This is a genomic window from Taklimakanibacter lacteus, from assembly GCA_003576695.1.
Lineage (GTDB): Bacteria > Pseudomonadota > Alphaproteobacteria > Rhizobiales > Aestuariivirgaceae > Taklimakanibacter > Taklimakanibacter lacteus.
The window spans coordinates 46,563-69,161 of record QOZQ01000010.1 but is presented as its reverse complement, the minus strand read 5'-3'; the positions used below and the strand labels follow the sequence as shown (position 1 = coordinate 69,161).

General features: G+C 61.6%; 28 protein-coding genes and 3 tRNA genes. 18 read left to right on the top strand and 13 right to left on the bottom strand.

Going from position 1 to position 22,599, the window contains the following annotated elements; all coding sequences use genetic code 11:
- The first annotated feature begins 56 nt into the window (after positions 1 to 56).
- The gene (locus DT068_RS20160; protein ID WP_162914333.1) at positions 57 to 896 is read left to right on the top strand and encodes a trypsin-like peptidase domain-containing protein; all 840 of its coding nucleotides are present in this window, start codon (positions 57 to 59) and stop codon (positions 894 to 896) included.
- Here DT068_RS20160 and DT068_RS20155 read toward each other — a convergent pair.
- The gene (locus tag DT068_RS20155) at positions 893 to 1,870 is read right to left on the bottom strand and encodes a quinone oxidoreductase family protein (RefSeq protein ID WP_368904851.1); all 978 of its coding nucleotides are present in this window, start codon (positions 1,868 to 1,870) and stop codon (positions 893 to 895) included. The two genes, DT068_RS20160 and DT068_RS20155, sit on opposite strands and share 4 nt — an antisense overlap.
- Positions 1,871 to 1,982: 112 nt before the next feature.
- On the opposite strand from DT068_RS20155, the gene DT068_RS20150 reads away from it, so the two are divergent.
- The 3 genes from DT068_RS20150 to DT068_RS20140 are packed head-to-tail and all read left to right on the top strand — an operon-like array spanning position 1,983 to position 5,547.
- Positions 1,983 to 3,518 (top strand): class I SAM-dependent methyltransferase, encoded by a 1,536-nt coding sequence (locus DT068_RS20150; protein WP_119391686.1) that lies wholly within the window; start codon positions 1,983 to 1,985, stop codon positions 3,516 to 3,518.
- Between the two features lie 5 nt (positions 3,519 to 3,523).
- Positions 3,524 to 4,699 (top strand): aminotransferase, encoded by a 1,176-nt coding sequence (locus DT068_RS20145; RefSeq protein ID WP_119391685.1) that lies wholly within the window; start codon positions 3,524 to 3,526, stop codon positions 4,697 to 4,699.
- On the top strand, positions 4,696 to 5,547 hold the full coding sequence (locus DT068_RS20140; RefSeq protein WP_119391684.1) for a sugar phosphate isomerase/epimerase family protein: 852 nt from the start codon (positions 4,696 to 4,698) through the stop codon (positions 5,545 to 5,547). Before DT068_RS20145 ends, DT068_RS20140 begins: the two co-directional genes overlap by 4 nt.
- 3 nt (positions 5,548 to 5,550) lie before the next feature.
- Here DT068_RS20140 and DT068_RS20135 read toward each other — a convergent pair whose 3' ends face one another.
- Together DT068_RS20135 and DT068_RS20130 are read right to left on the bottom strand one after the other, a co-directional pair.
- A complete protein-coding gene (locus tag DT068_RS20135) occupies positions 5,551 to 5,895 on the bottom strand; it encodes a hypothetical protein (protein WP_119391683.1) in 345 nt (114 codons plus the stop codon).
- A 6-nt stretch (positions 5,896 to 5,901) separates the two neighbouring features.
- Positions 5,902 to 6,330 (bottom strand): DoxX family protein, encoded by a 429-nt coding sequence (locus DT068_RS20130; RefSeq protein WP_119391682.1) that lies wholly within the window; start codon positions 6,328 to 6,330, stop codon positions 5,902 to 5,904.
- A 140-nt stretch (positions 6,331 to 6,470) separates the two neighbouring features.
- Between DT068_RS20130 and DT068_RS20125 the strand changes: the two genes are divergently transcribed.
- Positions 6,471 to 6,698 carry a hypothetical protein gene (locus DT068_RS20125; RefSeq protein WP_119391681.1) on the top strand — a complete coding sequence of 76 codons (228 nt, stop codon included), beginning with the start codon at positions 6,471 to 6,473 and terminating at the stop codon, positions 6,696 to 6,698.
- Between the two features lie 15 nt (positions 6,699 to 6,713).
- Here the strand turns inward: DT068_RS20125 and ku are convergent, their stop codons facing one another.
- Positions 6,714 to 7,550, bottom strand: a complete 837-nt coding sequence (gene ku, locus DT068_RS20120; protein WP_119391680.1) for a non-homologous end joining protein Ku — start codon at positions 7,548 to 7,550, stop codon at positions 6,714 to 6,716.
- Between the two features lie 374 nt (positions 7,551 to 7,924).
- On the opposite strand from ku, the gene DT068_RS20110 reads away from it, so the two are divergent.
- The 3 genes from DT068_RS20110 to DT068_RS20100 all read left to right on the top strand — a co-directional run bounded on the left by DT068_RS20110 (position 7,925) and on the right by DT068_RS20100 (position 9,856).
- Positions 7,925 to 8,299: a Crp/Fnr family transcriptional regulator gene (locus DT068_RS20110; protein ID WP_368904850.1), complete on the top strand. Its 375-nt coding sequence runs from the start codon at positions 7,925 to 7,927 to the stop codon at positions 8,297 to 8,299.
- Between the two features lie 298 nt (positions 8,300 to 8,597).
- The gene (locus tag DT068_RS20105) at positions 8,598 to 8,909 is read left to right on the top strand and encodes a hypothetical protein (protein ID WP_119391677.1); all 312 of its coding nucleotides are present in this window, start codon (positions 8,598 to 8,600) and stop codon (positions 8,907 to 8,909) included.
- Positions 8,910 to 9,610: 701 nt separating this feature from the next.
- Positions 9,611 to 9,856 carry a hypothetical protein gene (locus DT068_RS20100; protein ID WP_119391676.1) on the top strand — a complete coding sequence of 82 codons (246 nt, stop codon included), beginning with the start codon at positions 9,611 to 9,613 and terminating at the stop codon, positions 9,854 to 9,856.
- A 354-nt stretch (positions 9,857 to 10,210) separates the two neighbouring features.
- On the opposite strand, the gene DT068_RS20095 is transcribed toward DT068_RS20100, so the two are convergent.
- Positions 10,211 to 10,304 (bottom strand) — tRNA-Ser (locus DT068_RS20095).
- A 195-nt stretch (positions 10,305 to 10,499) separates the two neighbouring features.
- On the opposite strand from DT068_RS20095, the gene DT068_RS20090 reads away from it, so the two are divergent.
- Positions 10,500 to 10,775: a hypothetical protein gene (locus DT068_RS20090; protein ID WP_119391675.1), complete on the top strand. Its 276-nt coding sequence runs from the start codon at positions 10,500 to 10,502 to the stop codon at positions 10,773 to 10,775.
- 15 nt (positions 10,776 to 10,790) lie between these two features.
- Here DT068_RS20090 and DT068_RS20085 read toward each other — a convergent pair whose 3' ends face one another.
- From DT068_RS20085 to DT068_RS20060, 6 genes are all read right to left on the bottom strand, one after another.
- A complete protein-coding gene (locus DT068_RS20085) occupies positions 10,791 to 11,057 on the bottom strand; it encodes a tetratricopeptide repeat protein (protein ID WP_119391674.1) in 267 nt (88 codons plus the stop codon).
- Positions 11,058 to 11,282: 225 nt separating this feature from the next.
- Positions 11,283 to 12,299 (bottom strand): endonuclease/exonuclease/phosphatase family protein, encoded by a 1,017-nt coding sequence (locus tag DT068_RS20080; protein WP_119391673.1) that lies wholly within the window; start codon positions 12,297 to 12,299, stop codon positions 11,283 to 11,285.
- Positions 12,300 to 12,317: 18 nt separating this feature from the next.
- Positions 12,318 to 13,076: a glutathione S-transferase family protein gene (locus DT068_RS20075; protein WP_119391672.1), complete on the bottom strand. Its 759-nt coding sequence runs from the start codon at positions 13,074 to 13,076 to the stop codon at positions 12,318 to 12,320.
- A gap of 138 nt (positions 13,077 to 13,214) precedes the next feature.
- On the bottom strand, positions 13,215 to 14,693 hold the full coding sequence (gene gatB, locus DT068_RS20070; protein ID WP_119391671.1) for an Asp-tRNA(Asn)/Glu-tRNA(Gln) amidotransferase subunit GatB: 1,479 nt from the start codon (positions 14,691 to 14,693) through the stop codon (positions 13,215 to 13,217).
- Between the two features lie 137 nt (positions 14,694 to 14,830).
- The gene (locus DT068_RS20065; RefSeq protein ID WP_119391670.1) at positions 14,831 to 15,337 is read right to left on the bottom strand and encodes a YciE/YciF ferroxidase family protein; all 507 of its coding nucleotides are present in this window, start codon (positions 15,335 to 15,337) and stop codon (positions 14,831 to 14,833) included.
- A 64-nt stretch (positions 15,338 to 15,401) separates the two neighbouring features.
- Positions 15,402 to 15,728, bottom strand: a complete 327-nt coding sequence (locus DT068_RS20060) for a hypothetical protein (RefSeq protein WP_119391669.1) — start codon at positions 15,726 to 15,728, stop codon at positions 15,402 to 15,404.
- Positions 15,729 to 15,834: 106 nt separating this feature from the next.
- On the opposite strand from DT068_RS20060, the gene DT068_RS20055 reads away from it, so the two are divergent.
- Positions 15,835 to 16,383 (top strand): chloramphenicol phosphotransferase CPT family protein, encoded by a 549-nt coding sequence (locus tag DT068_RS20055; protein ID WP_119391668.1) that lies wholly within the window; start codon positions 15,835 to 15,837, stop codon positions 16,381 to 16,383.
- 58 nt (positions 16,384 to 16,441) lie between these two features.
- Positions 16,442 to 17,563, top strand: a complete 1,122-nt coding sequence (locus DT068_RS20050) for a serine hydrolase domain-containing protein (protein WP_162914332.1) — start codon at positions 16,442 to 16,444, stop codon at positions 17,561 to 17,563.
- A gap of 3 nt (positions 17,564 to 17,566) precedes the next feature.
- Here the strand turns inward: DT068_RS20050 and DT068_RS20045 are convergent, their stop codons facing one another.
- Entirely contained in the window at positions 17,567 to 17,797 is a 231-nt protein-coding gene (locus DT068_RS20045) for a hypothetical protein (RefSeq protein ID WP_119391666.1), read from the bottom strand.
- Between the two features lie 66 nt (positions 17,798 to 17,863).
- On the opposite strand from DT068_RS20045, the gene metC reads away from it, so the two are divergent.
- Both metC and DT068_RS20035 read left to right on the top strand, forming a co-directional pair.
- A complete protein-coding gene (metC, locus tag DT068_RS20040; RefSeq protein ID WP_119391887.1) occupies positions 17,864 to 19,039 on the top strand; it encodes a cystathionine beta-lyase in 1,176 nt (391 codons plus the stop codon).
- A gap of 50 nt (positions 19,040 to 19,089) precedes the next feature.
- Complete coding sequence (locus tag DT068_RS20035) at positions 19,090 to 19,608, top strand: CreA family protein (RefSeq protein ID WP_119391665.1); 519 nt, start codon at positions 19,090 to 19,092, stop codon at positions 19,606 to 19,608.
- An 8-nt stretch (positions 19,609 to 19,616) separates the two neighbouring features.
- Here DT068_RS20035 and DT068_RS20030 read toward each other — a convergent pair whose 3' ends face one another.
- Positions 19,617 to 19,892: a DUF3303 domain-containing protein gene (locus DT068_RS20030; RefSeq protein WP_368904922.1), complete on the bottom strand. Its 276-nt coding sequence runs from the start codon at positions 19,890 to 19,892 to the stop codon at positions 19,617 to 19,619.
- Between the two features lie 442 nt (positions 19,893 to 20,334).
- On the opposite strand from DT068_RS20030, the gene DT068_RS20025 reads away from it, so the two are divergent.
- The 5 genes from DT068_RS20025 (at position 20,335) to DT068_RS20005 (ending at position 22,528) form a co-directional block, all read left to right on the top strand.
- Positions 20,335 to 21,522 (top strand): alpha/beta fold hydrolase, encoded by a 1,188-nt coding sequence (locus tag DT068_RS20025; RefSeq protein WP_119391663.1) that lies wholly within the window; start codon positions 20,335 to 20,337, stop codon positions 21,520 to 21,522.
- Between the two features lie 4 nt (positions 21,523 to 21,526).
- A complete protein-coding gene (locus tag DT068_RS20020; protein ID WP_119391662.1) occupies positions 21,527 to 21,991 on the top strand; it encodes a DUF192 domain-containing protein in 465 nt (154 codons plus the stop codon).
- Positions 21,992 to 22,037: 46 nt separating this feature from the next.
- A tRNA-Pro gene (locus tag DT068_RS20015) sits at positions 22,038 to 22,114 on the top strand.
- A gap of 24 nt (positions 22,115 to 22,138) precedes the next feature.
- A complete protein-coding gene (locus DT068_RS20010) occupies positions 22,139 to 22,444 on the top strand; it encodes an ETC complex I subunit (RefSeq protein WP_119391661.1) in 306 nt (101 codons plus the stop codon).
- 7 nt (positions 22,445 to 22,451) lie between these two features.
- A tRNA-Arg gene (locus DT068_RS20005) sits at positions 22,452 to 22,528 on the top strand.
- Positions 22,529 to 22,599: the final 71 nt, after the last annotated feature.

Sequence of the window (22,599 nt, the reverse complement as noted above, 5' to 3'; positions counted from 1 at the left end):
GCAAGGCGCTGTTAGATGGCAATGAGGCTGGAAATCCCTCGAGGCGAGACTTTTCTTTGTCCATTTCTGTACCCAGACTGATTGCGGCGCTTCCCGTACTGGTGGTCCTTGCAGCCTGCAGCGGCTCGCAGGCCAGCCTTGAAGACCGGGTCATCAATGTCGAATCGGACGCTATTCCTACATCGGCGTCGCCAACCGCCGATATATCGGGCCTGCTGCGGCAAACCAGCCCGAGCTATGTGACGATCACCATTGCGGAATCCCGCCGCCAGGGGAAACCCGGGGACGGCGATGCCGGCCAGGCCGTGACCTCGGGCAGCGGCTTCATCGTCGACAATTCAGGCCATGTGCTGACCGCCGGGCATGTCGCCGTGAAATCGGGCTATAACGTGACGGCACGCGGTGCGGATGGCCGTCTCTATTCGGGCAAGGTGATCGCCATCCGGCCCAATAATGACATGGCACTGATCGCCCTCAAGGGCCTCAATGGCAAGCCGGTGGAGCCGGCCTCGAGCCCGTGCATGGCGCGCGGCACGCAGGTGTTCTCGCTCGGCAAGCCGCATGCCCAGGGCGACACGGCGCGCATCGGCCAGGTCGAGTCCATGAGCTTCGGCCGCGCGGTCAGCTATAACGGCTTCGGTTATCCCGACGCCATGGTGCTCAGGATGAACACCAAGAAGGGCGAATCCGGCGGTCCGGTCTTTAACGGGTCGGGCCAGCTCACCGGCATGGTCGTCAGCACGCTGTCGGACGGCAATGGCCGTCCGCTCAATCTCGCCCATGCGGTGCCGAGCTCGAATCTCGCCGACTTCCTGTGCTCGCAAGTCTCCTGCTCGGCGCGCTGGCAGTCGCTTGCCAGCCAGTCGACGCAGAGCTGCCGCACCAGCTCGAGCTAGGGAATCAGGATCGTCGTTCCGGTCGTGGCGCGGCTTTCCAGATCGCGATGGGCTTGGGCAGCATCGGCCAGCGCATAGCGCTGGTTGATGGGGATCTTCACCTTGCCGCTCTTGACGATATCGATGAGGTCGCGCGACGCCTCGGCGAGTTCCTTGTCATCGGCCATGTAGGTCATGACCGTCGGGCGCGTCACATAGAGCGAGCCCTTCGATGCCAGCAGCCCCAGATCGAATGACTTCACCGGTCCCGACGCGTTGCCGAAAACGACCAGAAGCCCTCTCGGCCGTAGACAGTCAAGCGATGTCATGAAGGTCGATTGCCCGACGCCGTCATAGACGACCGGCAGCCCGGCGCCGCCGGTGATCTCCTTCACGCGCTCGACGACATTCTCGGTGCGGTAGTTGATCACATGCGTGCAGCCATGCGCCTTGGCGACGGCGATCTTGTCGTCCGAGCCCACCGTGCCGATCACCCTGGCGCCGAGCGCCTTAGCCCACTGGGTGAAGATGACGCCGACGCCGCCGGCGGCGGCATGGAAGAGGATCGTCTCGCCGCGCTTGACCTTGTAGACGGCCCGCAGAAGCGAGCGCACCGTGAGGCCCTTCAGCATCATGCCGGCGGCGGTCTCATCGCCAATGGCCTTGGGCAGTTTCACCACCCGCCCGGCCGGAATGTTGCGATGCCTGGCATAGCCGCCACGCGGGCCAACCCCATAGGCGACCCGATCACCGGCCTTGTAGCCTTTCACGCCCGAGCCCACGGCCTCCACGACGCCGGCCCCTTCCATGCCCAGCACAGCCGGCATCGGCAAGGGATAGAGACCCGAGCGGTGATAGGTGTCGATGTAATTCAGACCGATGGCGGTCTGTCGCAAAAGCAGCTCGCCCGCGCCCGGCGGCGGCACCTCGATATCCACCAGACGCATGACATCCGGACCACCAGCCTGCGCTATCTCAACGGCCTTTGTCTTCACTTTCGCACCTCTGTCTCAGCGGCATTTCCAATTCGACTTTTCCGCAAGCTCCCCTTAAAGGCAATTGCAGACTTGTCATAACGGGTCTTCCTGTCCCTCCGATCGGAACAATATGTCAGATCCTCCACCTGCTTCCAGTGCCGCGGACGAGAGAAATTTCGACGCCGAGCTGGAATACACATATGGCTTCTTTCCGTTCCTGAAGGCCGACAGTCTGATGCTCAATGCCCTGCTGGCGGGCGTGCGGCCGCCGGGCGCGCAAGGGTCGATCACTTACTGCGAGCTCGGCTGCGGCCAGGGCCTGACCTTGAGCATCCTTGCCGCCGGCGATGAGAGCGGACGCTATGTCGGCATCGACTACAATCCGGCGCAGATCACGAATGCCAGCGCGCTGGCGCGTGAGGCCGGCCTCGACAATGTCGAGTTCATTGAGGAGAGCTTTGCCAATCTGCAAGCCCGCGATCTGCCGGATTTCGATATCGTCGTCCTGCATGGCATCTATTCGTGGATATCGCCGAAGCTGCGCCACGACATCGTCGAATTCCTCAACCGAAAGCTCAAGCCCGCCGGGCTGTGCTTCGTCTCCTACAACTGCGCGATCGGCCGCGCCTCGGATCTCGCCTTCCGTCAGCTGCTGCAGGCTGCCTTGCGGCGCGAAGGCACCCCTTCCCCCGGCGCCATCGCCAAGAGCCTCGCCGTCGCCGACGCGTTCGCCGAGAAAGGTGCCCGCTACTTTGCCCAGAACACCGCCACACTCGACCGGTTGAAGGATGCCCGGACGCGCGATCCGGTCTATGTATTCCATGAATACTTCAATCCGGTCTGGACTCCCTTCTTCTTCCATGAGGTCGCCGCGGAAATGGCTGAGGCGCAATTGACCTATGTGGGCTCGACCAGCGTCGCCTGGAACTATCCCGATCTCGCCGTTCCTGGCAATCTGCGGGCCATTTTCGAGAGCTTCCCTGCGCCCGCCGATCAGGAGCTGCTCAAGGGAATATGGGCAAACCAGCCGTTCCGGCGCGATCTTTATGTCAAGGGGGCACGCAGCGTGATGTCGCCCGATGAGCAGATCGCCTCGCTGCAAGCGCTGCATTTCGGACTCTCCCGCCCCCGCGCGGATTGTCCCCTGAAAGTCAATGTGCCGGCCGGCGTCGCCAACCTGCCGGACAAACCCTTCATCCCGCTGCTCGACGCCTTGGAGAAGTCGCCCGTCTCCGGCGCCGAGCTCAGGCGGCATCTGCCGCCCGGCGCCGTGGGGGATCAGGATTTCGTCAGAGCACTGATCATTCTGCTTGGTGCCGAATATCTGGAACTGCGGACGGCACCGGGCCAGCTCGCGACCGTCCGGCGAAGATTCGACCGGGTCAATGCCACGATCGCCCGTGCCACGGACAGGTCGCAGGACATCTTTGTCGTCGCGACGCCGAAGAACCGCCTGGCGATCAGGATGAATCCGATGAGCTACTATCTCTACCGGGCGCATCAGACAGGCCCCGACAATCGGGTCGGCAAGGCCTACAGGCTGCTCGAGGAAAGCGGCCGATCGGTCCAGTACAAGGGCCGGCCGGCCCCCGACAGGAAAACGGCCGAGGCCGTCCTTGCCGAGCAGGAATCCGTCTTCGTCTCAAACACGCTGCCACGCCTGTGAAACCCATGACCACTCTCACCAGCGCCACCATCAGAAGCATCGAAGCACCGCCCATCGCGGAAGCTATGAGCTGGATCAGCCCGGGCCCCAGCAACCGGCCTCTCATCAATCTCTGCCAGGCAGTGCCAAGCTATCCGCCGGCCGAAGCCCTGGCGGATGAGGTCGGTCGGCTGGCGCGACTGCCGGCGACCAGCCTCTATTCCGACATTCTGGGCATTCCGCCGCTGCGCCAGGAGCTTGCCGCCAGCCTCTCCGCCGATTATCGCGCCGCCATCCAGGCGGAGAATGTCGCCATCACGGCAGGATGCAATCAGGCTTTCGCCGCCACCATGATGGCGCTGGCCGAAGCCGGCGACAATGTCATCCTGCCGGTGCCCTATTACTTCAACCACCATATGTGGCTCGAAATGCTGGGGGTCAGGCCGCGCTACCTGACCGCCATCACGCAAGGCAGCACCGTGCCGTCCGCCGCCGACGCCGCGGGCCTGATCGACAAGCGCACGCGCGCCATCGTGCTGTGCAGCCCCAACAACCCGACAGGCGCCATCTATCCGGCCGCAACCATCGACGCCTTCTGCAGGCTGGCGCAGAGCCACGGCATCGCCCTTGTCATCGATGAGACCTACAAGGATTTCCGCGCCGACCCCGCCCCGCCGCATGACCTGTTCAGCCGTCCCGGCTGGGGCGACTGCTTCATCCATCTCTACAGTTTCTCCAAGGTCTTCGCGCTGACCGGCTATCGCGTCGGCGCGGTGACGGCGAGCCCCGCCTTCCTGGCCGAGCTCGAGAAGATCCTCGACTGCGTCGCCATCTGCGCTCCCACCATCTCGCAAGGTGCCGCCCTCTTCGGGCTCACATCGCTTGCCGGATGGAAGCAGCAGAAGCTGGACCGGGCCAAGGAAAAAGCTTCCGCCCTCAGGGCCGCCTTCGCGCATCCCGCCCTCTCCTACCGCCTTCTCAGTGTCGGCGCCTTCTTCGCCTATATCAGCCATCCCTTCGGCGAGGACGCCAAGACCGTCGCCAGACGGCTGGCGCAAAAACATGATCTCCTTGCCCTGCCCGGCAGCATGTTCGGGCCCGGCCAGGAACGGCATCTGCGTCTTGCCTTCGCCAATGTCGAAGCCGAGGTGATGCCCGATGTCGTGGCACGGCTCATCGAGAGCCAGGAGGTTCGCTCATGAAGATCGGTTTCAATCTGCTGCTGTGGACCGGCCATGTCGGCGAAGACCATTATCCGCTCCTGCGCGACATCAAGAAGACCGGTTATGACGGCGTCGAGGTTCCCGTCTTCGAAGGGACGCCCGATCACTATGCGCGGCTCGGCGAGGTCCTCGACAGGATCGGCCTCGAGCGCACCGTCGTCACCATCATGCCCTCGCTCGACAAGGATCCGCTGAGCGCCGATCAGGCCACGCGCAAGGCAGCGCTCGACCACGCGAAATGGTTCATCGACTGCAGTGCGGCACTTGGCGCCCCGATCATCGGCGGCCCGATCCATTCCGTCCACGGCCATTTCACCGGCTCAGGCCCGACGGCGGCGGAGCGCAAGCGCGGTATCGCTTTCCACCGCAAGGCGGGCGACCATGCGGCCAGGAAGAATGTCCGCCTGGCGCTCGAGGCGCTCAACCGTTTCGAATGCTATTTCCTGACGACCATGCAAGGTCTCGCCGACTATCTCGATGAGGTCGATCATCCGGCGGTGAGCGGCATGTATGACACGTTCCACGCCAATATCGAGGAAGCCGATCCGATCAAGGCGATCAGGACCATCCGCCGGCATATGAGCCATGTGCATATTTCCGAGAATGACCGCGGGACGCCCGGCAAGGGCCATGTCGACTGGGCGGCGACCTACAAGGCGCTGAAAGCCAGCAAGTATGACGGCTGGCTCACCATCGAGGCTTTCGGCCGCTCGCTGCCGGCGCTCGCCGCCGCAACCCGGGTATGGCGCGATTTCTTCCCTTCGCCCGAAAGCGTCTATCGCGATGGGATCAAGAACATCCGCAAGGGGTGGGGTCGAACGCGCTAACCTCTACAAGTCACTGTAGCTGCTTTTGAGGATCTTGAGCGTCTTGGGATCGATCACGACGTCCCAACCGCCGCCATCCAGGCCATGCTCACCGCAAGCGAAGCTCGAAAAATACACAATCCAGGTGCCTGGGCTAAAGCTGCCACCCAATTCCTCAGCCCGCATGACAAGCACACCTCCCCGTTTGAAATTTGCTGCCTGGTCAATAAGGTGCTGCGCTGCGATCTGGGCTAGCTTCTGCTTGAAAGGCGTGCTGTCGCATACCGTGAGGTTCTCGACGGCCAAAGCCGGTGTGGCAACGAGCAGGCCCGCCGTGACCCACAAGCTGTAAATCAGTGCTTTCGGCATCGAGCCCTAAATCCTGCCCAGGATCGTCCGGGGCCAGGCCAGCAGGCGTCCCGGGCCGTGGACGGCGGCGAAGAGCAGGCCCGCCATGAAGGTGAAGTGGTCGATGAAGAAGCCGAACTCCGCCTGATTGCCCTGCCAGTGCGAAGGGCCGTGAAAGGCGAAAGCCAGGAAGATGACATAGGCGGCGGCCAGCAACGCCGCCTCGGTGAAAAAGGCGCCGGTCAGGAAACAGGCGATCAGGGCAAGCTCGAAGAAGGCCGCGATCCAGGCCAGGGGCAGCGACAGCGGAAAGCCGGCCGAAGCGATATAGGCCGCGGTGCCGTTGATATCGATGAACTTGAAGACCGCTGCCATGATGAAGACCGCGGCAAAGACCAGACGGCCGACCAGGATAGCGACGGCTCGCCATGACGTGCTTGAGCTGGCTGTGTCCATTGAAATCCCTCCCCTGAGTGTGGGCAGGATAGTCAGAGCACGACGACCCGTTCAACCATCAATTGCAGCTTGTCGGCCGCCACGAATCTCCTTCACACTGCATTTCATTCCCTTGGGGCAAGCCGTCAAAGGAGAACAGGATGCTCGGCTTTTTTAAGGTCTTGGGTGGCTTCCTGCTCGGTCTCATCGCCGGGGCGGCAATCGCCTTCGCGCTCTGCCTCGCGGCCCAGGAGGTGTTCAACATCTCGCAGATGGAAGGCGCCTATGCGATGGGCGTCGTGTTCTTCTGGATGCCGGTGGGCGCCCTGGTCGGCGGCATCGCCGGGGCGATCTGGACAGCCGTCAGGCTCAGCCGGCGAAAGGCTTGAGCGGGACAATGGGCGCTATCTCTTGCGGCCGCCCTTCTTCACCGGCGGTGGCTTGTCGCCCGATTTGCCGCCCTTGATGCTCTTGCGCAGCGCATCCATCAGATCGACGACATTGGCGCCCTTCGGCCGGTCCTCGTCCTCCGTCTTGACGACCACCTTGCGGCCCTTCGCCTTCTGCTGCACCAGCTCGTTGAGGCGCACCTCGTAACTGTTGCGGAACTGCGTCGGATTGAACGCCGTGGTCCCTTCGGCAATGAGCCTGGTGGCCAGATCGACCAGCTCGGGATTCACCTTCACATCGGGGATGCCGCCGAAATAGGCATCGGCCGGGCGCACCTCATTGGCATAGCGCAGGATATACATGGCGAGCCCCTGCTCCAGCGCGCCGACGGCGACCAGATATTCGCGGCCCGACATGGTGATCTGGCCGATGCCCAGCTTGCGCATCTTGGCCAGCGCCGCCTGGATGACGCGATAGCCTTCATTCTGCATCTCGTCTTCCGGCAGCAAATAGTAAGGCGCCTCGAAATAGCGCGGGTCGATCTCCTCCTTCGCCACGAATTCCTGGAGATCGAGCGTCTTCTTGCTGTCGAGCTTCACCGCTTCGAGCTCTTCGGGCTCGAGCACGATATAGACATCCTCGCTCACCTGATAGCCCTTGACGATATCAGCCTCTTCAACCGGGCCGACGCCCGGCACCGTCTTGGTGTAGTTGACCCGCTTGCCCGAGGGCTTGTGGATCTGGTTGAGGCCTGAGCCCGTGGGCTCGACCGCGCTGTGGATCTGGACGGCGATCTGGACGAGCGAAAGGCGAAGGAAGCCCTTCCAATAGGGACGGCCTGCAGGTGCCATGGCGGTTACTCACTGAAACTACTGATGAAAGCCCATCCTATCACGGTCTGGTTAATGATGGCCAACGGCCGGGGGGCCGGCATGGCATGGGCCTTGCTCCCCTCCGGAATGCGCCCCCCGAACAGGCGCATCCTGTCTCGTTCTTGTACAGCGTAAGGCAGGAAAAGCCGCTTCTGATCCCCTCGAAGCGGAATAAGGAGACGCCTCCGCCCGCCCCGCATTCCCAAGGAGGCGTCTCCACCTTCTTCCCGAGATCTGCCGGAAAAACAGGCAAATCTACTCGCCGGCCACTGTGACGCTCCTGCAATAATGACGCGGCACGATTCCGTTGCTACGCTCGCCCTCACGCAGGGGAAGCAAGGGGAGAAATCGCGATGTCCGAGAATTTTCTGGGTAGCTTTCGCAATGGCGAGGAGATCAGCCTCGACGCCGGTCAGATCCTGTTCAGCAAGGGTGACGTGGGCAGCGAGATTTACATCGTGCGCTCCGGCGAGTTGCAGATTCTCGACGGCAACCAGGTGTTCGAGACCATAGGTCCGGGCGGCATCGTCGGCGAGATGGCCCTCGTCGATGGAGCCCCGCGCAGCGCCACGGTGCGGGCCAGCGTGCCCAGCGAGGTGATCCCGTTCAATGAAAAGCGCTTCCTGTTCATGGTGCAGCAGACCCCGCATTTTGCGCTGCGCGTCATGAAGGTCATGAGCGCCCGCTTGCGCGCCATGAATGCGCGGCTGACAGGGCTGGAGTCGTAGCCGGAGTCGAGGTCCCGCTTGATGTCACTGATCACTTCATTGGCGGCAACGGCGAGCTCGCCGAATACGACACCAGGCTCAGAGACCTTGGCGATCTGAAGACCGCAGAATAAGCAGCTGCCCCATCGTCGATGCGGCCGCCAGCACGGTTTGGCCCTGTTCAAAAGCCGATACCGGCAAGGCGGCAAGCGCCCAGATCAGACCATTCCGGCCGACTTGTCAAAACGAGCGAGAAGCTGCGCTTCGACGGATTCCCGGCTACATTGGTGCTGGAGAGCGGCGACGGCGAGTTTGGAAAATGAAACTGTTCAAGAACACACTTCAAGACTGGTTGCAGGCGGCGAATGAGCGGCAGGCCAATCTGCCGGGCTCGGACACCTATGACATCAAGAATCGCTTTTCCAACTTCATGGTCTATTCGTTCCGCAAGACCGACAAAGAATGGCAGGCTTATTTGCAAATCGTCCGCAAGAAAGTGGAGGACGCCTGCCAGACGCAAAACTGGCAGGAAGCAACCGAGGCCCAGAAGTTTCTCAACTATCAACTGGCCCTCAACGACTGCCGCGAGATGCTGGCCGAGGCCGGCTGGACGCCTCCGCCAGCCAGGTAAAAGGCAATCTGCTTGGCTGTTCGGGAAGTGAAATTTGGCGGAGACGGTGGGAGCCTAGTTTCTGTTGCGACGGTATCGGTCCTGATACCGCATCCCTCCCTTCTTCCATGAGGCTCGCCCTGCCAAACTAACTTGAGTCTGGCTGTCCCCCGACACAGCGGACCTGGCAGTCTTTCCGTCGCTTTTTGGCTTGACGCCGACAGCTTCGATAAGCTGCCGAGCATTTCTCCTGGCATGTACGAATTTTGGCAGAAGACTGTTGGTCCCTGCACATAGTTTTGCAGGAGTTATTGGTGTCGGCGCAGGACACTTCCACCGAAGCCTTGGTGTCGGAAGCTACTGCACTATGGGCGCCGGCAATCACCAGCAGACAGACGGCAATAGAGAATCCGCGGGACAGAAGCATGCCAAATCGATCCGTCTAACCCATAAACCTTGAACTATAGGGACGTATTGCCCTCGGGTCAATTTGGGGCGGCGCTTGCTACCGGCAGAAGCGGTAAAAGAGCCGGAGCAGGATGGGCGAGGACAGAAAACCAAGCCCTAGAAGAATGCTCTGAGCGTGCTCCAAACTGCACCATTAGATATTTTCCGATGCACGAAGGTCGACTGCTAAACGCTAAATGACTCCGCGGAAGGGCTGGAGAAGCATCGACAATGAAATTCAGAATTCGCCCTGGTAGGCGTACAAGGGCAATGACATGAATAAGCAGGACGACGAGATTGGCTATTTCGGGATGGCTCGCTGGAATGTCGGCGAGGGCAAATCAGAGACGCTCTATGTCGTCACGCCGCTGCCCGCCAGATACGGCGATGTGAAAGCGGTCTGCGAAGCCAGAAACAAGCAAGAGCTTGAGGACGACCCGACGAGTGACTACCGGTTCGGAATTACCCGACTATCGCCCAGCGAGATTGAGAAATACAAGCGCGACCACGATAAGACATGAATCGAGAACAGGTTGCCGCCAACAGTCAATATGCTGCCCTTCCAGACAGCGGCGACATGAGCAAGCTTCAAGAACAGTATTTCGCCTTCATCGCCGATATCGGGCTCACTCACAGAGACATCCACTAGGCCCGCCAGGTTGTCGCGCCAGAGCCCGTCCAAGACGCATTAGGTCGAACGGTCGAGACAAACGATGAGCGTGAAGGTCAGGTCGTAAAATGGCCGACCGCAACATGAAACAGGCGATGTGGGTCGATCTAGGTAACGAAATAATCCCAAAATTAGTGTCACAAAGCTGCTGCAAAATCGAGCTTCGATCCGAAGTAGCATTTTGATTTTCTTGAAGAAAAATAATTGGCGGAGACGGAGGGATTCGAACCCTCGATACACCTTTAAGGGCGTATAACGGTTTAGCAAACCGCCGCCTTCAGCCACTCGGCCACGTCTCCGGCGCGGGCCACGTCTTGCCCGGATTTGGTCCGCCTGTGAAGGGGAATCTTGCAAAGAATTTAATCTTATTTACGCTTCCCGTCCGCAAGGCGTGATTGCCTAAGGCCTGCAACCGTGCGAGATTGACAAAGTTAAGTGAATCTTATCGGGACGCGCGATAAAGGCCCTGTCAGGCCAGATATCAGGAGACGTGAATGCGCCGGACTATCTTGACTATTGCTTTCGCCGGTGCGCTTTTCGGCCCCGCTTTGGCGGCCGAGAATTTCATTCCCGGCGGCCACACCTACTCACCCGACAATGATCCCCTGCCGTCCCTGAATTCCGAGCAGGACAACATCAACCTGAATGCCGATCTGATCCAGTCGGAGATCTACCGCAGGCAGCGCGAGCAGAAGATCCTCGACAGCCAGTTCCGGCGCTTCACCGGCGAGCAGGAGCTGCATGGCGAAGACCATTCGCTGGAATATTGAGCGGCTTCAGCGTCCTCAATGCAGGCTGCTGATCCAGGCCCTCGCCTGACGCTGGGCTTCGGCGATCTGCAGTGATGTCATTTCGCGTGAAATCTCGCAACGATAATGCCGGGCTTCGGCGCTGCCCCTGAGGGCGGCTATATTGAACCACTTATGCGCCGCGACATAATCCTGCGCCACCTCGCGGCCCAGACAATACATCATGCCGAGATGAAAAAGCATCTCGACCGATGTGCCGGCCGCCTCCGTCGCTTGAGCCGACGACCCGCTAGAGCTCCTCATGCTCCTGTCCCTTCTGTTTGACTTGTCCCACCGCCGGCCTTTTTTGATGACCGTGCGAGGGAAAGATGCACTCCAGGACGCCAAGACGGCGTTAAGCGGCAGGCTTAACGGGGACTGAAGCCCGCTTCCGCCATGTCACGATTTACCGAATCATTTCAGGTGATTGGCGTAAGCGCCTGGGGCGCCGCATTTACACGGCGCTAACCAGCATGAGGCTTTGAGAGCCTAAAGCGGCGTCGGAATGGCGACGCGTACCACCACCGGGAAATGGTCGGACCCGGCATTTTTGCCGATGCGCACCGGTTCCACCGATTTCACTTCCGCACTGGCGAAGATGTGGTCGATGGCGAGCTGCGGTATCTGCAGGCGCGCCGGCCAGGTGGGCAGCCAGCCGTCGAGCCGGCGCAAGCCGGAGCGCTCCTCGAAGGTCGCCAGCAGGCGCGAGGATGGCGTCGCATTGAAATCACCCATCACTATGCGCGGGCCGGACAGCCGGCGCACCAGGTCGCCCAGATGCCCGAGTTGCGCCAGCTGGGCGCGCAGATAGGGAAAACGGATCGTATGCGCGCCGATGATGGTGAGGCCGCTCAGCTCATTGCCGAAAGTGACGCGCATCATGGGCGGCCCTTCCCAAACGGCATGACTCTCTGAATCGGCGATCGGATATTTGGAGAACACCGCCATGTAGCAGTCTTCCAGATGCACGCAGTCTTCCTGATACCGGTATTTGCCGCGCAGCCGGTCGAGCAGAGCGCGCTTCTCTGGCCCGAACTCCAGGAGCACCAGGATATCGGGGTCGTTGCGCTCGACTTCGGCGGCAATCGCCTCGACCTTCGCATTGCCCATCCAGGTGTTGAACGACATGATGCGGACGAGGCGCGTGCCGGCGGGCGCCTGGATGCCGGGAGCAGGATAGGTCGCGGCGTTCCGCTGCGGGATGATGCCGATCACCAGCATGCCGATGATGATGATGGCAAGCGCCGTCAGCACCCGCGCCCGCGGCATCACGAAGCCGAGCGCGAAGGCCAGGGCGATCAGCCAGAAGTGGTTCGCGAACTGGGCGAACACATCGAAGGCGATCCACAATTTGCCGAACCAGCCGGCGAGCACGCCGGCAATGCCGAAAAGCAAGCCGATGAAGCAGGTGAAGCGGCCGCGCCTGCGGCGGGGCTTGGGTGAAGGCGCAGACTCATCCGCCTCCAATTCCGGCTCGCGCGGGCCGGCCTCAGTCTCGACTGTCAATTCTGGCCTCAGAGTTCCTTACAGCAGCCGGCTTTCCAGCGGCAGGAGCTGCTCGGGTGTAGCAAAACCGGGAAGCGCTTCAAAGCGCTTCTTCCACTCAGCGATCCTGGGATAGGCCGAAATGTCCATGCCGGCTTCGGCGGCATAGCGGATGACGCCATAGGCGTCGATATCGGCAATGGTGGGCTTGCGGCCGGTCAGCCAGTCCGACTTGGCAAGCTCATGGTCGAGCACCGCCAGCGCCCCGCGGGCCTCGGTATCATACATGACCTTTACCTCATCGCCGAACTGGCGCAGGCCCCGCGCCCGCTGACGCAAGCGGTAGATGGGCGCTGCCAGCTTGTCCCAGACCCAGAACATCCACTCGCGCACCCGCTGCTGCTCGAACTCGGTCTTGCCGTCGAACTTGCCGAGCTTGCCCGCCAGATATTCGAGGATCGCGGCCGACTGGCTGAGGAAGATCTGGCCGTCGCGCAGGCACGGCACCTGGCCGTAGCGGTTCTTCACCAGGTAATCGGGCTGCTTGTGGGCGCCCTCGCGCAAATTGACGTGGATATAGGAGAACGGATGCCGGCACAGCGACAGCATCAGCGCCACCGTGTAAGTGGGGCCTGACAGCGCGAAGCCGTGCAAAGTGAAGCGCTCCTTGTTGCCGGATACGGCGACGGCGGCCGGCTTCGAGCGCCCCGACGGCTTCACCGGCCGGCGCGCGGCCGGCTTGGCAACAGACTTCTTCACGGTCGCTTTCTTTGCGACCTTCTTGGCTGCTTTGCCCATTCAAACCTCCGATTGGCGCGGCCCTAACAGCGCGCGCCCCCCATCAACAATCCGGGTACGGACTATAGCGCCAAATACGGCGAATCGGAACCTTCGTATAACTTATTGGTAAATCTAAGAAAAATCTTAAGGCAGGGGTTAAAGCCCGAGTTTCTGGCGCAGAATTTGGTTAACGGCCTGGGGATTCGCCTTGCCGCCGGTGGTTTTCATGACCTGACCCACGAACCAGCCGAGCATGGTCGGCTTGGCCTTCACCTGCTCCACCTTGTCGGGATTGCCGGCAATGATGTCATCCACCGCCTTCTCGATGGCGCCGGTGTCGGTCACCTGCCTGAGGCCGCGCTTCTCGACGATTTCCGCCGGGTTACCGCCTTCCGTCCAGACGATCTCGAACACGTCCTTGGCGATCTTGCCGGAGATCGTGCCGGCCTGGATCAGGTCGATGACGGCGCCCAGTTGATCGGCCGAAACCGGTGTATTTTCAATATCTTTGCCCTCCTTGTTCAAGCGACCGAAGAGCTCGTTGATCACCCAGTTGGCGGCCGTCTTGCCATCGCGCCCCTTTGCCACCGTCTCGAAATAGGCGGCGGAAGCGCGCTCGGCGATGAGGACGTCGGCGTCATAGGCGGAAAGGCCATAGTCCTTGATGAACCGGTCCCGTTTCTCGTCCGGAAGCTCAGGCAGGGCCGCCTTGATGTGCGCGATCCAGTCAGCCTCGAGCTCCAGCGGCAGAAGATCGGGATCGGGGAAATAGCGGTAATCATGCGCCTCTTCCTTGGAGCGCATGGACCGGGTTTCGCCTTTCTTCGCATCAAAAAGCCGGGTCTCCTGGTCGATCTTGCCGCCATCCTCCAGGACACCGATCTGGCGGCGCGCCTCATAGGCAATGGCCTGACCCATGAACCTGATGGAATTGACGTTCTTGATCTCGCAGCGTGTGCCGAAGGGCTCGCCCGGACGGCGCACCGACACATTGATATCGGCCCTGAGGCTCCCCTGCTCCATATTGCCGTCGCAGGTGCCCAGATAACGCATGATCTGGCGCAGTTTGGTCACATAGGCCTTGGCCTCGTCGGCCGAGCGCATATCGGGCCTGGATACGATCTCCATCAGCGCCACGCCGGACCGGTTGAGATCGACGAAGCTCATATTGGGGTGCTGGTCGTGCAGGCTCTTGCCGGCGTCCTGCTCGAGATGCAGGCGCTCGATGCCGACATCGATGGAATGACCGTCCTCGACATCGACCCTGACCACGCCTTCGCCGACCACCGGCTGCTTGTACTGTGAGATCTGGTAACCCTGCGGCAGGTCCGGATAGAAGTAATTCTTGCGGTCGAACACCGAATGCGGGTTGATCTGCGCCTTGAGGCCGAGCCCGGTCTTCACCGCCTGCTCGACGCAGAATTCATTGATCACCGGCAGCATGCCCGGCATGGCGGCATCGACCAGCGAGACATGGTCATTGGGCTCGCCGCCATATTCGGCGGAAGCGCCCGAGAACAGCTTGGCCTTGGACGAGACCTGGGCGTGAACTTCCATGCCGATGATGACTTCCCAATCACCGGTGGCGCCCTTCAGCCAGTCCTTCTTGTCCGCAATGCGCAGCTCTGAATTCATTCGCCTGCTCTCCATTCCGGAGAGCTAGGTACTGGGTTGCGGGCCCCGGTTCAACCCTCCTTCGCCCTGCGGGCTTCGGAGGGCAGGCCCTCCTTTGGGGCGGCACGTCACCCGAAGCCCGCCAGGGCGAAGGGTGATCAGGCGGCCGATTTGAGGTTGATCCGTCTTTCGGCGAGGTTGGACAGCGTGTGGTCGGCCGCCCTTTCCTCCGCCAGCGTCTCCTCGAAAAGGGCCGCGCAATCAGCCCGGCCAAGCTCGCGCGCCCAGGCGATCAGCGTGCCATAGCGGGTGATCTCATAGTGCTCCACCGTCTGGGCGGCAGCGATCAAAGCGGCGTCCATGACCATGTCGTCATCGATGTCGCCGGAAATCTCGTCGGCCTCGTCCAGGATGCCTTCGATTGCCGGGCAGCTGACGAGGCGGGCCTCCGCCCCCATCATCTGGAATGCCTTTTCCAGCCTCTCGATGTGGATTTCGGTCTCATCGCAATGGCGCTCGAAAACAGTCTTGAGACCGTCGTCGGTCGCCTTGTCGACCATATTGGGAAGAGCTTTCACGATCTTCTTCTCGGCATAGTAGATGTCGCGCATCGTATGCAGAAACAGATCGTTCAGCGTGCCTATGTCTTTAGAGAAAAATCCCATGATGGGCTCCCTTCGCTTGCAGGAATGTCCATAGCGAACGTGAGCCAGAGATGTTGGTTCCGGATCAATGTACAGCGTGCGACGATGGGCGCTCCTCATTGCGCCGCGTACGCTGCTTGCTGACGCGCGGACGCCGCTTCCTTGCCGGCTTGCTCGCTTCCGCCTCGACCTTCATCGGCTCAGGCGTCGCCTCGGCTTCCGCGAAAAGCGGCTTCTCCTCGACAGCCTCGTCCGAGAAGTTCTGCCGGGTCATCTCGTCCTTGAGGTTCAGCGTCACGGCATCGCGCGGCGCTTCCTTCGCCTGCTGCGATGCATAAAACAGGCCGAGCGCCAGCACTACGGCGCCCACAACGGCTATCAGAATCCACATCGTACCACCCGCGTCGATCATGTGTGCCTCCATGGTCGTATCGTCCTATGTCAATGGATGGGGCGGAAACTGGTTCCACCGTCCGGGCAGTTCCCGCATCCGGGAAAAACCGCTATCTCCTCCTCTCATGGCCCGCATCATCATCCTCAATGGCGCCGGCAGCGCCGGCAAGAGTTCGATCGCCCGCGCGTTGCAGGAGATCGCCGACAAGCCGTTCCTGCTTGTGGCGATGGACGCCTTCATCGACATGCTGCCCGCCAGCTATTGGGGGCATCCGGAAGGTTTTGCTCCCGAGCCTGCGTCAAGCCCCTATGGACCCGCGGTCGCCATCAGGACCGGCAGTGTCGGCGCGCGTACGCTCGCCGGTATGCGGCGTGCCGTGGCCGCCCTTGCCGGAGCCGGCAATGATCTCATCGTGGATGAAGTGATGCTCTCTGCCGAATGGGAGGATTACAAGCTGCTGCTCGCCGGCTTCGACGTCTCCCTTGTCAGCGTCTTCGCGCCGCTCGCGGTCCTCGAAGAGCGTGAAAGGCAGCGCGGCGACCGCATGATCGGGCTTGCGCGTTGGCAATTTGATCGTGTCCATCAGGGCCTGACCTATGATCTCGAGGTCGATACGAGCAAGGCCACCCCGGCCGAATGCGCCCTGAAGATCAAGCAGGCCTTCGGAATCTAGATACAAATCCGCCACAATGGCGATCGATCATTGTCTCCTGCCTGCTTTGAGAGCTCCCTTGCGCTTCCCCCATCTGCGTTGGCTCGCCCGCGCCCTCCTCGTCACCCTGGCTCTCTCGGCCGGCGCCCTCGCTTATGCGCCCTATCTGCCCCATCTCCTTGCCGAAGGCTTTCCGACACCCGAATGGCCGGCGCATGGCGCGTTCGCCGACATCGCCGGCGCCGCGCAACCGCAGGAACTGGGCGAGCCGCTGCAGACGACACTTGCTCCCGGCCTCGCGAAACTGTTTCAGGAAAGCGGCGGCAAGGCGCTGCTCGTCTATCAGGGCGGGCAGTTGCAACTCGAATATTACGCCCCCGGCTTTTCGCGCGACACCCAGTTCAATTCGTTTTCGCTGGCCAAGAGCCTGGTTGGCCTCTTGGCACTCAAGGCAGCCGAACGAGGCGAGATTCCAGAGCTCGATGCGCCCATCCCCGCGCTCGGCGTGACGCCGCGCGACCTCCTCGACATGAAGAGCGGCATCATCTTCGAGACCGACGAGATGAAGACGGCATCAGGCCAGCCGCGGAAGAATCTCGAAGCGACCATCTCCAATCCCTTCGGTCCTATGGCCCGCCTGCATGCGAGCGGTCTCAAGGGCGTCGTGGAAAGGCTGCATAGCGATCCCGGCCGGCGCGGCGTGTTCAGCTACCAGAACGTCAACACCGCCCTTCTGGGGAGCCTGCTTCCGGCTCTCGATACCCGCCTGTCCCATGACATCTGGGGGCCGTCCGGGTCGCGTGATGCGCGCTGGCGGCGTTATGGCGCGGGTCTCGATATTTCCGCTTATTGCTGCCTCTATGCCAGGGCGCGCGACTGGGTGCTCGCCGCCCGCTTCATCATGCATAACGGCACGCCCGGCCACCCGCTCCTCAGCGATGAATCGAACCGGGCGTTTCTTGGCCAGGATCTCAGCACGGATGAGCTGCGCCAGGGCGCCTACCGGCTCCATGCCTGGCACGATATCCTCGATCGCCCGGGCGAGAAGCTGCAGGGCCGCTTCACCTATTTCATGGGCAATGGCGGCCAGGCGGTCTATCTGATGCCGGAGAAGGATCTGGTCGTGGTGCGCTTCGGCAGCCGACCGCAATTGCTGCATTCGACGCTCTACGAAGCCTGGCGGCAAATAGCTGGCCCGTGAAGCCTATCTTCGCAACTCCCTTGCGAGGGATCGGGCAAACCAGAGGGCGGCGATGAGCAGCGCGACGAGAATGGCGAGGAAGGTGTAATCCTGCCGCGTGATCTCGTCCGCCGCGGAAAGCCATTTCTGCCAGATGAAGATGGCGGCAATCGCAGCGATCGCCGCAGCGGCAAAGCGCACCCCCCACAGCATGACGGTCAGAATGAGCTTCCCCAGTGGCGACATGTCACCCATGCCTTTTCCCTTAGCCACAGTCCGTGCTAACCGGAAGCCCATATCTTTCCCTGCATGATCCTCATAATGGCCAAATCCAAATCCGATCCCAAGACCCTGAAACCGGCAACCCGGCTCATCTCGGCCGCGCGCGACTTCTCCGAGCACGGCATTGTGTCGCCGGCCGTCTATCACGCCTCGACCATTCTTTATCCGACCTATCAGGAGCTGAAGGACCGCAAGCAGACCTATCAATATGGCCGGCGCGGGACGCCCACCTCGCGCTCGGTCGAAGCCGCCATCGCCACACTCGAAAACGGCTTTGCCAGCAAGGTGGCCTCATCGGGTCTCGCCGCCATCACCACGACGCTGCTTTCCTTCCTCAAGCCCGGCGATCACCTGCTGATGACGGATGCCGTCTATGCGCCGGTGCGCTCCTTCTGCGATGGCTTGCTCAAGAATTGGGGCGTCGTCACCGAATATTATGATCCGCTTCTCGGGGGCGCCATTTCGGCCTTCATGCGCCCCTCGACCCGCATCGTCTATTGCGAAAGCCCCGGCTCGCAGACGATGGAGGTGCAGGATATTCCGGCGATTGCCGAAGTTGCGCACAAGGCAGGCGCCACTGTCGTCGTCGACAATACCTGGTCGGGCGGCCATTATTTCAATGTCTTCGCGCATGGCGGCGATATCTCCGTGCATGCGGCGACGAAGTATATCGTCGGCCATTCGGACGCGATGATGGGGGCCGTCACCTGCAACGAGGCCACCTGGCCGCGCTTCAAGGATGGCTATGAGACGCTCGGCCAGTTCGCCGGGCCCGATGACATGTATCTGACCTTGCGCGGCCTACGCACCATCGATGTCAGGCTCGAGCGGCATATGAGAAGCGCGCTCAAGATCGCGGAATGGCTGCGCGGCCAGCCAGAGGTCGAAGAGGTCCTCTATCCGGCCCTTCCGGGTGCTGCGGGCCACGAGCTGTGGCGGCGCGACTTCACCGGCTCGTCCGGCCTGTTCTCGGTGGTGCTCAGGCCGCAAAGCGAAGCCGCCCTTGGCGCCTTCCTCGACGGGCTCGAGCTCTTCGGCATGGGTTATTCCTGGGGCGGCTTTGAAAGCCTTTGCGTTCCCTTCAAACCGGTGCGCAGCGCGAGGCCCTGGTCGCGCCAGGGCACTTGCCTGCGCTTTCACATCGGCCTCGAAGACCCCGACGACCTCATGGCCGACATCAAGGCGGGCTTCGAACGCCTCAAGATCGCGTCTTGAATTCGGGCCCGACAGGCCCATTTGTCTCCTACCGAAAGGAAGGATTGTCCATGCGCCGACTTGCCAAATTCCTTGCCGCCGCAGTCCTGGGTCTTGCCGTAGTGGCGCCACTTGCCGCTCAGGAAGCCGACGATCCCGAGCTCATCTTCAAGAAGACGACGGTCTGGCGCATGCTGTCACCGGACGCCAAGCTCGCGACCTATGCGATCGACGATCCGCTCATCGAAGGTGTCGCCTGCCATTTCACTGTCCCCGAAATCGGCGGCTGGAGCGGCTGGGCGGGCTTTGCCGAGGAACGCTCGGAGACATCGCTCTCCTGCCGGCAGGTCGGCCCCGTCTCCTTCAAGGGCAAGTTCGGCCAGGGCGACGATGTCTATCGCATGCGCCGCTCGCTGTTCTTCAAGAAATTCCACATCTCGCGCGGCTGCGATGCCAAGCGCAACACGCTCGTCTATCTGAGCTATACCGACAAGCTCATCGAGGGCAGCCCGCAGAATTCGACGACGACGGTCGCCATCATGCCCTGGGGCTCGCTGCCGGCGCCCAAATGCGGGGATTTCCTCGAATAGGGGGAAAATCAGGGCGGTGGCGGCAAACGCGCACTGACCGCTTCACGCGCGTCCTTGCCCGTGACCACCGGCACCACCTCAAATGTCGCAAGGCCGTGCCAGTGCAGCATCCATTGCTGCAGCAGCCGCAAATCATCGCACTCCATCAGCTGGAAGCAGCGGTCGTAATTGGGCTCGACCCAGCTGTCGATATATTTGAGTCCGTCGGGAAGCCCGCGCCCCTTGTCGCGCAGATGCGCATAGACCGCCTTGCCATCCTGGTTGGTGAACCGTTCGATGATCATGAAAAGCACGATCGCACTCCATTCGCTGAGTTATAGTCAATCGGGGCGCGGCAGGCTCTTGTCGTTCTTGCACGAGACGTCACTTTCGCGATGGCGCTCGCGGTGTCGTAGCTCTCCGATTTCGCCCGTTCGCGCACCACAACCGATGTGGCCGAGCAATAGAGCCTAAGCTTCGCCGCATAACTCGGCTCCTGCGCGGCAGCAGGCAGCGAAAGGCTCGATAGCAGAACCGTCACCGGCAATATGAGTCTCATTGGGGATTGCCCTTTCGCAGGCACCATAGATCGCAGGCATGTCATCCGGCTGTCAATTGTAACCGGCCCCGCTGGCCACGGTTTCATATGGTAAACAAGAGTATCGGGTCGGGTATCACGCCCGATATGGCTGGCGTGTTGACCGGCTTCACGATAGCCTCCGGACGACGGCCGACAGCGGAGTGCGCATGAGCAAGATCGTTATGCATTTGTTTGTCATTCTTGCCGGTCTTCTCCCTCTCGCAGCCTCATTACCTGCGGTAGCCAAGCCCGTCTCGCCGCTCGACATCTTCTACACCGTGCGACCGGAAGATCTCGTCGGTCCGCCCGGCACGCTGATCCGCGCCGCGCCGATGCAGATCGGCTCCATCTATCGCGCCAAGGCCTGGCGCATCCTCTATGTCTCGCAGAATCTGAAGGGCGAGAAGATCGGCGTGTCGGGCATGGCCATGGTCTCGACCTTCCCGAACAATGGCGTGCCGCGGCCGGTGGTGGCCTGGGCGCATGCCACAACCGGTGTCGCGCGCAAATGTGCGCCCTCGCTGCGTTCCGATCCGCTCGCCATTCCGGGGGCCAAGGACATGATCGTCAAAGGCTATACGCTGGTCGCCACCGACTATCCGGGCCTCGGAGCTGCCGGCCAGGTGCCCTATCTGATCGGAACCGGCGAGGCACAGGCGGTGCTCGATTCGGTCAAGGCCATCCGGTTCCTGCCCGAAGCGGAAGCCAGCAACAGATATGTGTTGTGGGGGCATTCGCAAGGCGGGCATGCAGCCCTGTTCGCGGCCGTCCTTGCCAGTTCCCATGCCGCCGATCTGGCCCTGCTCGGCGTCGCGGCCGCCGCTCCGGCGACCAGTCTCGGCGCCCTGCTCGATGACGACATCAACACAATTGCTGGACGCATCCTGGCCGCCATGACGCTGCTCTCCTGGTCACGCAGCTTCGGCTTCCCGCTCGATGGGCTTCTCAACGACAACACGCTCAAGATCGTCCAGCATATCGACAAGCATTGCGTCGATGATCTGGGCGGCAAGCTCGCGGCGCTATCGGCCGAACAGGATCTGGGATCCAAATTCCTCAACTATGATCCGGGCTCCCGGCAACCCTGGCGGGGACTGCTCGCCAGCAATACCCCGGTCGGATCGGGAATCGGCGCGCCCATCCTCATCGCCCAGGGCGGACAGGATTCGCTCGTGCAGCCCCGTGTCACTGCGGACTTTGTGCGGGCTTTGTGCCGGAGCGGAAAATCGGTATCCTACCTCACCATGCCGCAAGTCGATCACGGCATGATCGCCGACAAGAGCGCCGGTGCGGTGGTGAGCTGGATGGAAAGCCGCTTCAAGGGTGCCCATCCGACCGGTAATTGCGGGAAATGATGTGATGCGCGCGATCACAGCCTTCTTCTTCAGCTTCTTCATCGTTACGATCGCCGCGGCCGAGACCCCATCGGGCATGCCGCTCGTGGCGCTCACGATCGAAAGCGACGGCGGTGCCCTCAAGACCGGTTTTACCGCCGAGCTCGCCGCGACTCCCGCCCATCGGGCCAAGGGCCTCATGTTCCGCACCGAGCTCGCCGATAATCGCGGCATGCTGTTCGACTTCAAGGAGACGCGCAGCGTTTCCATGTGGATGAAGAACACACCGCTGTCGCTCGACATGATCTTCTCCGACGACCACGGCAAGGTGCTCTATATTGCCCACAATACGGTCCCCTATTCGGAAGATGTCATCACCCCGGGGGTCCCCATCTATGCCGTCCTCGAGGTCAAGGCCGGTACCGCCCACCGGCTCAAGATCAGGCCCGGGGACCGCCTGATTACGCCCATTTTCGGCGCCGGCGGATGATCCCTTGCCCCTTTGGGACGATTTCGCTAAGCCGTGCGGGCGGAGACGGGGTGTAGCGCAGTCTGGTAGCGCACCTGCCTTGGGCGCAGGGGGTCGTCAGTTCGAATCTGGCCACCCCGACCATCCGCAGTTGAAGAAGGTGACGGCATGACCGCCAAGATCTACAGGCCTGCCCGCAACGCCATGCAGTCCGGCAAGGGCAAGGCCGATATGTGGCTGCTCGAATATGAGCCGGAATTGCGCCAGACGGCCGACCCGCTGATGGGCTGGACATCGTCGGCCGACATGAAGCAGCAATTGCGGCTCACCTTCGAGACGAAGGAGCAGGCCATCGACTATGCCGAGCGCAACGGCATCGCCTATTGGGTGGAGCCCGAGGCGCCGCAGCGTACGCAGCGCAAATCCTATGCCGACAATTTCAAATGGGGCCGGAGCGAGAACTGGACCCATTGATGGCAAGGACCCCGTAGCTCAGCTGGACAGAGCAACAGCCTTCTAAGCTGTGGGTCAGAGGTTCGAATCCTCTCGGGGTCGCCACCCTACCCCCCTTTCGGGGCTTCGGGTGGCTCTGCCATCGTCTCGATATGAAGGAAAGTCGTTCTTGATTG